General features: G+C 68.2%; 7 protein-coding genes. 4 read left to right on the top strand and 3 right to left on the bottom strand.

Going from position 1 to position 7932, the window contains the following annotated elements:
• A partial coding sequence (locus tag AC31A1_RS41790) for a hypothetical protein (RefSeq protein ID WP_489658310.1) occupies positions 1-350 on the bottom strand: 350 nt, incomplete at its 3' end.
• Between the two features lie 204 nt (positions 351-554).
• On the opposite strand from AC31A1_RS41790, the gene AC31A1_RS41785 reads away from it, so the two are divergent.
• The 3 genes from AC31A1_RS41785 (at position 555) to AC31A1_RS41775 (ending at position 2875) form a co-directional block, all read left to right on the top strand.
• Positions 555-917: a ComF family protein gene (locus AC31A1_RS41785; RefSeq protein WP_489658309.1), complete on the top strand. Its 363-nt coding sequence runs from the start codon at positions 555-557 to the stop codon at positions 915-917.
• Between the two features lie 313 nt (positions 918-1230).
• Positions 1231-1923 carry a ribosome hibernation-promoting factor, HPF/YfiA family gene (gene hpf / locus AC31A1_RS41780; RefSeq protein WP_019056767.1) on the top strand — a complete coding sequence of 231 codons (693 nt, stop codon included), beginning with the start codon at positions 1231-1233 and terminating at the stop codon, positions 1921-1923.
• Positions 1924-2128: 205 nt separating this feature from the next.
• A complete protein-coding gene (locus tag AC31A1_RS41775) occupies positions 2129-2875 on the top strand; it encodes a response regulator (protein WP_033287181.1) in 747 nt (248 codons plus the stop codon).
• 19 nt (positions 2876-2894) lie between these two features.
• Here AC31A1_RS41775 and AC31A1_RS41770 read toward each other — a convergent pair whose 3' ends face one another.
• Both AC31A1_RS41770 and AC31A1_RS41765 read right to left on the bottom strand, forming a co-directional pair.
• The gene (locus AC31A1_RS41770) at positions 2895-4070 is read right to left on the bottom strand and encodes a winged helix-turn-helix domain-containing protein (protein WP_489658308.1); all 1176 of its coding nucleotides are present in this window, start codon (positions 4068-4070) and stop codon (positions 2895-2897) included.
• Between the two features lie 69 nt (positions 4071-4139).
• On the bottom strand, positions 4140-4709 hold the full coding sequence (locus AC31A1_RS41765; RefSeq protein WP_489658307.1) for a GNAT family N-acetyltransferase: 570 nt from the start codon (positions 4707-4709) through the stop codon (positions 4140-4142).
• 268 nt (positions 4710-4977) lie between these two features.
• Here AC31A1_RS41765 and secA point away from each other — a divergent pair, with 268 nt between their 5' ends.
• The gene (gene secA / locus AC31A1_RS41760; protein ID WP_033287184.1) at positions 4978-7791 is read left to right on the top strand and encodes a preprotein translocase subunit SecA; all 2814 of its coding nucleotides are present in this window, start codon (positions 4978-4980) and stop codon (positions 7789-7791) included.
• The last annotated feature ends 141 nt before the right edge of the window (positions 7792-7932 follow it).

Below are 7932 nucleotides of genomic sequence, written 5' to 3'. Positions count from 1 at the left end.
TGGCAGAACAGTCGGGGCGGGGTGCGGGAGATTCCGGCTCTGGTGGTGGGCAGGTCGCGCGGTCTGGGGTGGCCGGGCCTGGCACGGGAGAGGTGGGACAGGCGGCGGCGGAGGCTGCGGGGCTTGGCGCAGGGCTTGGTGCGGCGCCGAGTGGGCGGGATCAGACAGGCCGGGTGCAGGGCAGGCGGGGCCAGGTACGGCAGCCGCAGGCACGACAGGCTCACGCTGCGGAAGCCGCGCAGGCTCGGGCAGGGCATCGCCAGGCTCAGGTCGGGCAGGTTCAGGCAGGGCATCGCCAGCCCCAGGGCGGGTGGCAGGTGGATGCCGGTCGGGTTCCGTCCCGGCGTCACGGTGACGGTCAGGCGCCGGTGTTGCTCGTCCCCGTGCCCTCTGCGCGTAGCACCGTGCGGGCTCGGGGGCATGATCCGGCTCGGCGGATCGCGCTCGCGGCGGCGACGGAGTTGCGGAGGACCGGGACGCCGGCTCGGGTGGTGGCCGTGTTGCGGCAGCGGCGGTGGGTCGCCGATCAGTCGGGGCTCAACTCGTGGGAGCGGATGCGGAATCTCGACGGTGCGCTGGAGGTGGTCGCGGGTGGTGCGCGATTGCTCGTCGGAGGTCCGGTGGTGCTCGTCGATGACCTGATGACGACCGGGGCCTCCTTGAGGGAGGCGGCGCGTGCCGTGCGGGAGGCGGTCACGGGTGGCGGAGAAGTTGGCGCGACCGGCGCTGTGTATGCGCGTGTGTCCAGGGAAGGCAGAGGAGAACAGATCGACAGATCAAACGGCAGACCAATGGAGAACGGGAGGGACATGGCACTCAGTGCACCGGGAATCGTGAGTGTGAACGGCCCGGCTGACCTGATCTACGCTGCGGTGATCGCGGCGTCGCCAGATTCCTTCGAAATAAACCGGAACTGACCGTGAACTTGCGTCGTTGCAGGTAATGACAGGGGCAATTCATCTGAACGGAGGTACGCCGCGGTAGAGGGTGACGACATCCGTCCGGGCGAGATATGTTCGGTTGTGAGAGAAAGGCGCAGGCCGCACCTCTCCTATCCGAATGCCGTGCTGCGGGTTTTCTGCAATCACCCGCCGCCATGGGGTGGAGATCTTGCCCATGGGGGAGGAGGAGGTGGAAGTCACCGAGTCCGAGGTTCCGGGGTGACCGGAGCCTGGTGCGAAAGGGAGACGCTCCGCAGCGAAGCGGAGCGATCCGGGAACGGAGTTCTGCGTGGACATCGTCGTCAAGGGCCGCAAGACCGAGGTGCCCGAGAGGTTCCGCAAGCACGTGGCCGAGAAGCTGAAGCTGGAGAAGATCCAGAAGCTCGACGGCAAGGTGATCAGCCTCGACGTGGAGGTGTCCAAGGAGCCGAACCCCCGACAGGCCGACCGCTGTGACCGAGTGGAGATCACGCTCCGCTCCCGCGGTCCGGTGATCCGGGCGGAGGCATCGGCCAACGATCCGTACGCGGCGCTCGACCTCGCGGCGGAGAAGCTGGATGCCCGGCTGCGCAAGCAGCACGACAAGCGCAACACGCGACGCGGCGCCCGTCGGCTCACTGCCGCCGAGGTCCCCGACCACGTCCCGGGTGCCGCGACGCTCAACGGCAACGGCCACGCCGTCCCGGACGAGCAGTCGGACGGTGTGCCCACCAAGAAGATCGGCTCGCTGGAGGTCAAGGGCGAAGGCCCTCTCGTCGTCCGCGAGAAGACCCACGTCGCCTCTCCGATGTCCCTCGACCAGGCGCTCTACGAGATGGAACTGGTCGGACACGACTTCTACCTGTTCGTCGACTCCGAGACCAAGGAACCGAGCGTCGTCTACCGACGGCACGCCTACGACTACGGCGTCATCCACCTCAGCACGGACCCGATGGTCACGCAGGCGCAACCGCCGGCGGCCGGCGGCACGCTGGGCGGCTGACCCACCCGGCAGACAGCTGAGCCGGTGCCCCTGGAGCGCGTGTGCGCACCCAGGGGCACCGGTGTGCGACCACTTCGCGCCCCGCTCCGTGACCGCACTGTCGTCCGGGCATGGAATCATGGCCGTACAGGCCCAACCGGTGGGCCGCTGCCTTGGGTTGGCGATGGCACAGGACCACAGGCCACAGCCTTCAGGGGGAGGAACGATGGCGGACAGCTTCGGACCGATGCATGTCGGGGATGCCGACGGCGGCGTCGTCGGCATGGGCCCGGAAGCGGGCTCGACACGCAAGGAGCCGATCAGAGTCCTTGTCGTGGACGACCACGCCCTCTTCCGCCGCGGCCTGGAGATCGTGCTGGCGGCCGAGGAGGACATCCAGGTCGTTGGCGAGGCGGGCGACGGCGCCGAGGCCGTGGACAAGGCCGCGGATCTGCTGCCGGACATCGTCCTGATGGACGTACGGATGCCGAAACGGGGCGGGATCGAGGCGTGCACCTCCATCAAGGAGGTGGCGCCCAGCGCGAAAATCATCATGCTCACGATCAGCGACGAAGAGGCCGATCTCTACGACGCGATCAAGGCGGGCGCGACGGGTTATCTCCTCAAGGAGATCTCGACCGACGAAGTGGCCACCGCCATTCGCGCCGTGGCCGACGGACAGTCGCAGATCAGCCCCTCCATGGCGTCGAAACTGCTCACCGAGTTCAAGTCGATGATCCAGCGCACCGACGAGCGCCGGCTGGTGCCCGCGCCCCGGCTCACCGACCGTGAGCTGGAGGTTCTCAAACTCGTCGCCACCGGAATGAACAACCGCGATATCGCCAAGCAGTTGTTCATCTCCGAGAACACCGTGAAGAACCATGTGCGCAACATCCTGGAGAAGCTGCAGCTGCACTCCAGGATGGAGGCGGTCGTCTACGCGATGCGGGAGAAGATCCTGGAGATCCGCTGACGCTAGGACCAGGTGTCCCTCAGGCCAGGAGGCGGACCAGTTCTCTGGCGAGGGGGGCGCGCAGCTCGGGGGCGTCGACCCGCTCCACGCGTACGTCCGTGCAGTCCACCCAGCTCGCGGCCTCGACCAGGGCCTGCGCCACGGACGGGACGGCCTTCGCGCCGTCCAGGGTGACCTGCTTGGCCACCAGGGTGCGGCCCTCGCGCGCGGGGTCGACACGACCGACCAGCCGGCCTCCCGCGAGCACCGGCATCGCGAAGTAGCCGTAGATCCGCTTGGGCTTGGGGACGTAGGCCTCCAGGCGGTGGGTGAAGCCGAAGATGCGCTCCGTGCGGGCCCGCTCCCAGATCAGGGAGTCGAACGGGGACAGGAGTGTCGTGCGGTGGCGGCCGCGCGGGGGTGTCTCCAGGGCCGCCGGGTCGGCCCAGGCGGGCTTGGACCAGCCCTCGACCGTGACCGGGACCAGGCCCGAGTCGGCGATCACCGCGTCGACCTGCTCGCCCTTGAGACGGTGATAGTCGGCGATGTCCGCGCGGGTGCCGACGCCCAGTGAGGCGCCCGCCAGGTTGACCAGACGGCGGAGGCACTCCGTGTCATCCAGCTCGTCGTGCAGCAGCGCCTGCGGGATCGCGCGCTCGGCGAGGTCGTACACCCGCTTCCAGCCGCGGCGCTCCACGCACACCACCTCGCCGTACATGAGGGCGCGCTCGACGGCTACCTTGGCGCCGGACCAGTCCCACCACTCGCTGGTGCGCTTGGCGCCGCCCAACTCCGTCGAGGTGAGCGGGCCTTCGGCGCGGAGCTGCTTGATGACCTGGTCGTAGGTGCCGTCGGGGAGGTCGTGGTTCCAGTGCGGGCGGCTCCGGTAGGCGCGGCGGCGGAACGCGAAGTGGGGCCACTCCTCCACGGGGAGGATGCACGCGGCGTGGGACCAGTACTCGAAGGCGTGCGTCTGGGTCCAGTACGCGTCCTCGACCGTCCTGCGGGGGACGGCGCCGAGGCGGGCGTACGGGATCAGTTCGTGGGAGCGGGCGAGGACCGAGATGGTGTCGAGCTGGACCGCGCCGAGATGGCGGAGCACGCCGCGCACGCCCCCGCGGCGGTCGGGGGCGCCGAGGAAACCCTGGGCGCGCAGGGCGATGCGGCGGGCGTCGTCTGCCGACAGGTCGGTCGTGGGGCGCGGGGCACTCGTCATGTCTCCGCACGATAGAGGGTGGCACTGACAACGCGGGCTGAGCTGGGGATTCGTCCCGCTACGGCTGCGCTACGGCTGGGTGGGCAGGTACGGCGCGGTCGACGGCAGGCCCAGGTCCGACGGCAGTAGGGAGCCCACCCAGCAGTCCCGTCGTACGCCCTTGTTGTTGATCGCGGAGCGGAGCGTGCCCTCGATGGTGAAACCGGCGTGTTCGGCCACCGCGCGGGAGCCCTTGTTGCCGACCTCCGCACGCCATTCCACGCGGTCGATCGACAGGCGGGTGAAGGCCCAGCGGGAGACGGCGACGGTGGCTTCGGTGATGTAGCCGTTGCCGCGGTGTTCCTTCGTGGCCCAGAAACCGACCTCGCCGACGCCCAGGGAGCGCATCGTGATGGCGAGCATGCCCACCAACTCCCCTTCGGGGAGAAAGACACCGAAGGTGAACATCGAACCGTTCTCCCAGCCCTCCGGGACCAGTTGCTCGGTGAAACTCTGCGCGTGCTCCAGGAGGTAGGGCGAGGGGATCGTCGTCCAGCGCTGGATCTCGGGGTCCTGGGCGGCGGAATACACGACGTCGGTGTCCTGCGGGCCGACGGCGCGCAGGAGGAGACGGTCGGTCGTGAGCGTGACGGGTTCCATCGGCCGATTCTGCTCGGCGGCGCACAAGGACGCCATGCTTTTGCGCTGCGTGAGCGGGTGATCACAATTCGCGCAATTCCTCGGAGGGGCGCGGCACCATCGGCGACCCCCGGCCGTTGTCCCCTTTGAAGCAGATTTGAAGGAGTGGACGGTCGGCGTCCCCGGCAGGCTCCCGGCGTGGCGGGGTCCTCGCATACGATGGCCGTTGCTCAGTCATGTCATTGGAAACCGACCGTCCCAGGCCCGACCGGCAAGGAGACCAACCCCCGTGTCCGTCCTCTCGAAGATCATGCGTGCAGGCGAAGGCAAGATCCTGCGCAAGCTGCACCGCATCGCGGACCAGGTCAACTCCATCGAAGAGGACTTCGTCGACCTCTCCGACGCCGAGCTGAAGGCCCTCACCGAGGAGTACAAGCAGCGCTACGCCGATGGTGAGACCCTGGACGACCTGCTGCCCGAGGCGTTCGCCACCGTGCGCGAGGCCGCCAAGCGCGTCCTCGGCCAGCGTCACTACGACGTGCAGATGATGGGCGGCGCGGCCCTGCACCTCGGCTATGTCGCCGAGATGAAGACCGGCGAGGGCAAGACCCTGGTCGGCACCCTGCCCGCGTATCTGAACGCCCTCTCCGGGGACGGCGTCCACCTCATCACGGTCAACGACTACCTGGCCGAGCGCGACTCCGAGATGATGGGGCGCGTCCACAAGTTCCTGGGCCTGGAGGTCGGCTGCATCCTGGCCAACATGACCCCGGCCCAGCGCCGCGAGCAGTACGCGTGCGACATCACGTACGGCACGAACAACGAGTTCGGCTTCGACTACCTGCGCGACAACATGGCGTGGTCGCAGGACGAACTGGTGCAGCGCGGCCACAACTTCGCGATCGTCGACGAGGTCGACTCGATCCTCATCGACGAGGCCCGTACGCCGCTGATCATCTCCGGCCCGGCCGACCAGGCCACCAAGTGGTACGGCGACTTCGCCAAGCTCGTCACCCGCCTGAAGAAGGGCGAGGCCGGCAACCCGCTCAAGGGCCTGGAGGAGACGGGCGACTACGACGTCGACGAGAAGAAGCGCACGGTCGCCATCCACGAGGGCGGTGTCACCAAGGTCGAGGACTGGCTGGGCATCGACAACCTCTACGAGTCGGTGAACACCCCGCTGGTGGGCTACCTGAACAACGCCATCAAGGCGAAGGAGCTCTTCAAGAAGGACAAGGACTACGTCGTCATCGACGGCGAGGTCATGATCGTCGACGAGCACACCGGCCGTATCCTCGCCGGCCGCCGCTACAACGAGGGCATGCACCAGGCGATCGAGGCGAAGGAAGGGGTGGACATCAAGGACGAGAACCAGACCCTCGCCACGATCACCCTGCAGAACTTCTTCCGCCTCTACGGCAAGCTCTCCGGCATGACCGGTACGGCGATGACCGAGGCCGCCGAGTTCCACCAGATCTACAAGCTCGGCGTCGTCCCGATCCCGACCAACCGGCCGATGGTCCGCAAGGACCAGTCCGACCTGATCTACCGCACCGAGGTCGCGAAGTTCGAGGCGGTCGTCGACGACATCGCCGAGAAGCACGAGAAGGGCCAGCCGATCCTCGTCGGTACGACGTCGGTCGAGAAGTCCGAGTACCTCTCGCAGCAGCTCGCCAAGCGCGGCATCCAGCACGAAGTGCTGAATGCCAAGCAGCACGACCGTGAGGCGCCGATCATCGCCCAGGCCGGCCGCAAGGGCGCCGTGACCGTCGCGACCAACATGGCCGGCCGCGGTACGGACATCAAGCTCGGCGGCAACCCCGACGACCTCGCCGAGGCGGAGCTGCGCCAGCGCGGCCTCGACCCCGAGGAGCACATCGAGGAGTGGGCCCAGGCCCTGCCCGGCGCCCTGGAGAACGCCGAGCAGGCGGTCAAGGACGAGTTCGAAGAGGTCAAGGACCTCGGCGGTCTCTACGTCCTCGGCACCGAGCGCCACGAGTCGCGCCGTATCGACAACCAGCTGCGCGGTCGCTCCGGCCGACAGGGTGACCCGGGCGAGTCCCGCTTCTACCTCTCCCTCGGCGACGACCTGATGCGGCTGTTCAAGGCCCAGATGGTCGAGCGCGTGATGTCGATGGCGAACGTCCCGGACGACGTGCCGATCGAGAACAAGATGGTCACGCGCGCGATCGCGTCCGCCCAGTCGCAGGTCGAGCAGCAGAACTTCGAGACCCGCAAGAACGTCCTCAAGTACGACGAGGTCCTCAACCGCCAGCGCGAGGTCATCTACGGCGAGCGCCGCCGTGTCCTGGAGGGCGAGGACCTCCAGGACCAGGTCGTGCACTTCATGGACGACACGATCGACGCGTACATCACCGCGGAGACCGCCGAGGGCTTCCCGGAGGACTGGGACCTCGACCGCCTGTGGGGCGCGTTCAAGCAGCTCTACCCGGTGAAGGTCACCGTGGAGGAGCTGGAGGAGGCGGCCGGGGACCGGGCCGGTCTGACCGCCGAGTTCATCTCCGAGTCCATCAAGGACGACATCCACGAGCAGTACTCGGGCCGTGAGGAGCAGCTCGGCTCCGAGATCATGCGTGAGCTGGAGCGCCGGGTCGTGCTGTCGGTCCTGGACCGCAAGTGGCGCGAGCACCTCTACGAGATGGACTATCTCCAGGAGGGCATCGGCCTGCGCGCGATGGCCCAGAAGGACCCGCTGGTCGAGTACCAGCGCGAGGGCTTCGACATGTTCACCGCCATGATGGACGGCATCAAGGAGGAGTCCGTCGGCTACCTGTTCAACCTGGAGGTCCAGGTCGAGCAGCAGGTCGAGGAAGTCCTCGTGGAGGACGACAAGCCCTCCCTCGACAAGGAGGACACGGTGCCCGCGCAGGCGAGCGCCCGTCCCGAGATCCGCGCCAAGGGGCTCGACGCCCCGCAGCGTCCGGACCGGCTGCACTTCTCCGCGCCGAGCGTGGACGGCGAGGGTGGCATCGTCGAGGGCGACTTCACCAGCGACGACGAGCCCGTGCGCTCCGAGGCGGACGGCCTGACGCGCGCGGAGCGCCGCAAGCAGGGGCGCCGGGGCAGCCGCCGCAAGAAGTGACGGTCGCTCCGCTGGTCGGGCGGTGAGCTGTGGCGGGCGGCCCCTTGAATGCGGGGTTCAGCTTGTCGGGGCCGCCGCTCTCCGGTGGAGGACTTTGAAGGGCCGGGCATCGTTACGGTGCCCGGCCCTTCGGCATGTGTG

The sequence above is a fragment of the Streptomyces sp. P5F9 genome (assembly GCF_057961495.1).
The sequence above is the reverse complement of the archived record's forward strand: the minus strand, read 5'-3'. Positions and strand labels throughout refer to the sequence as shown.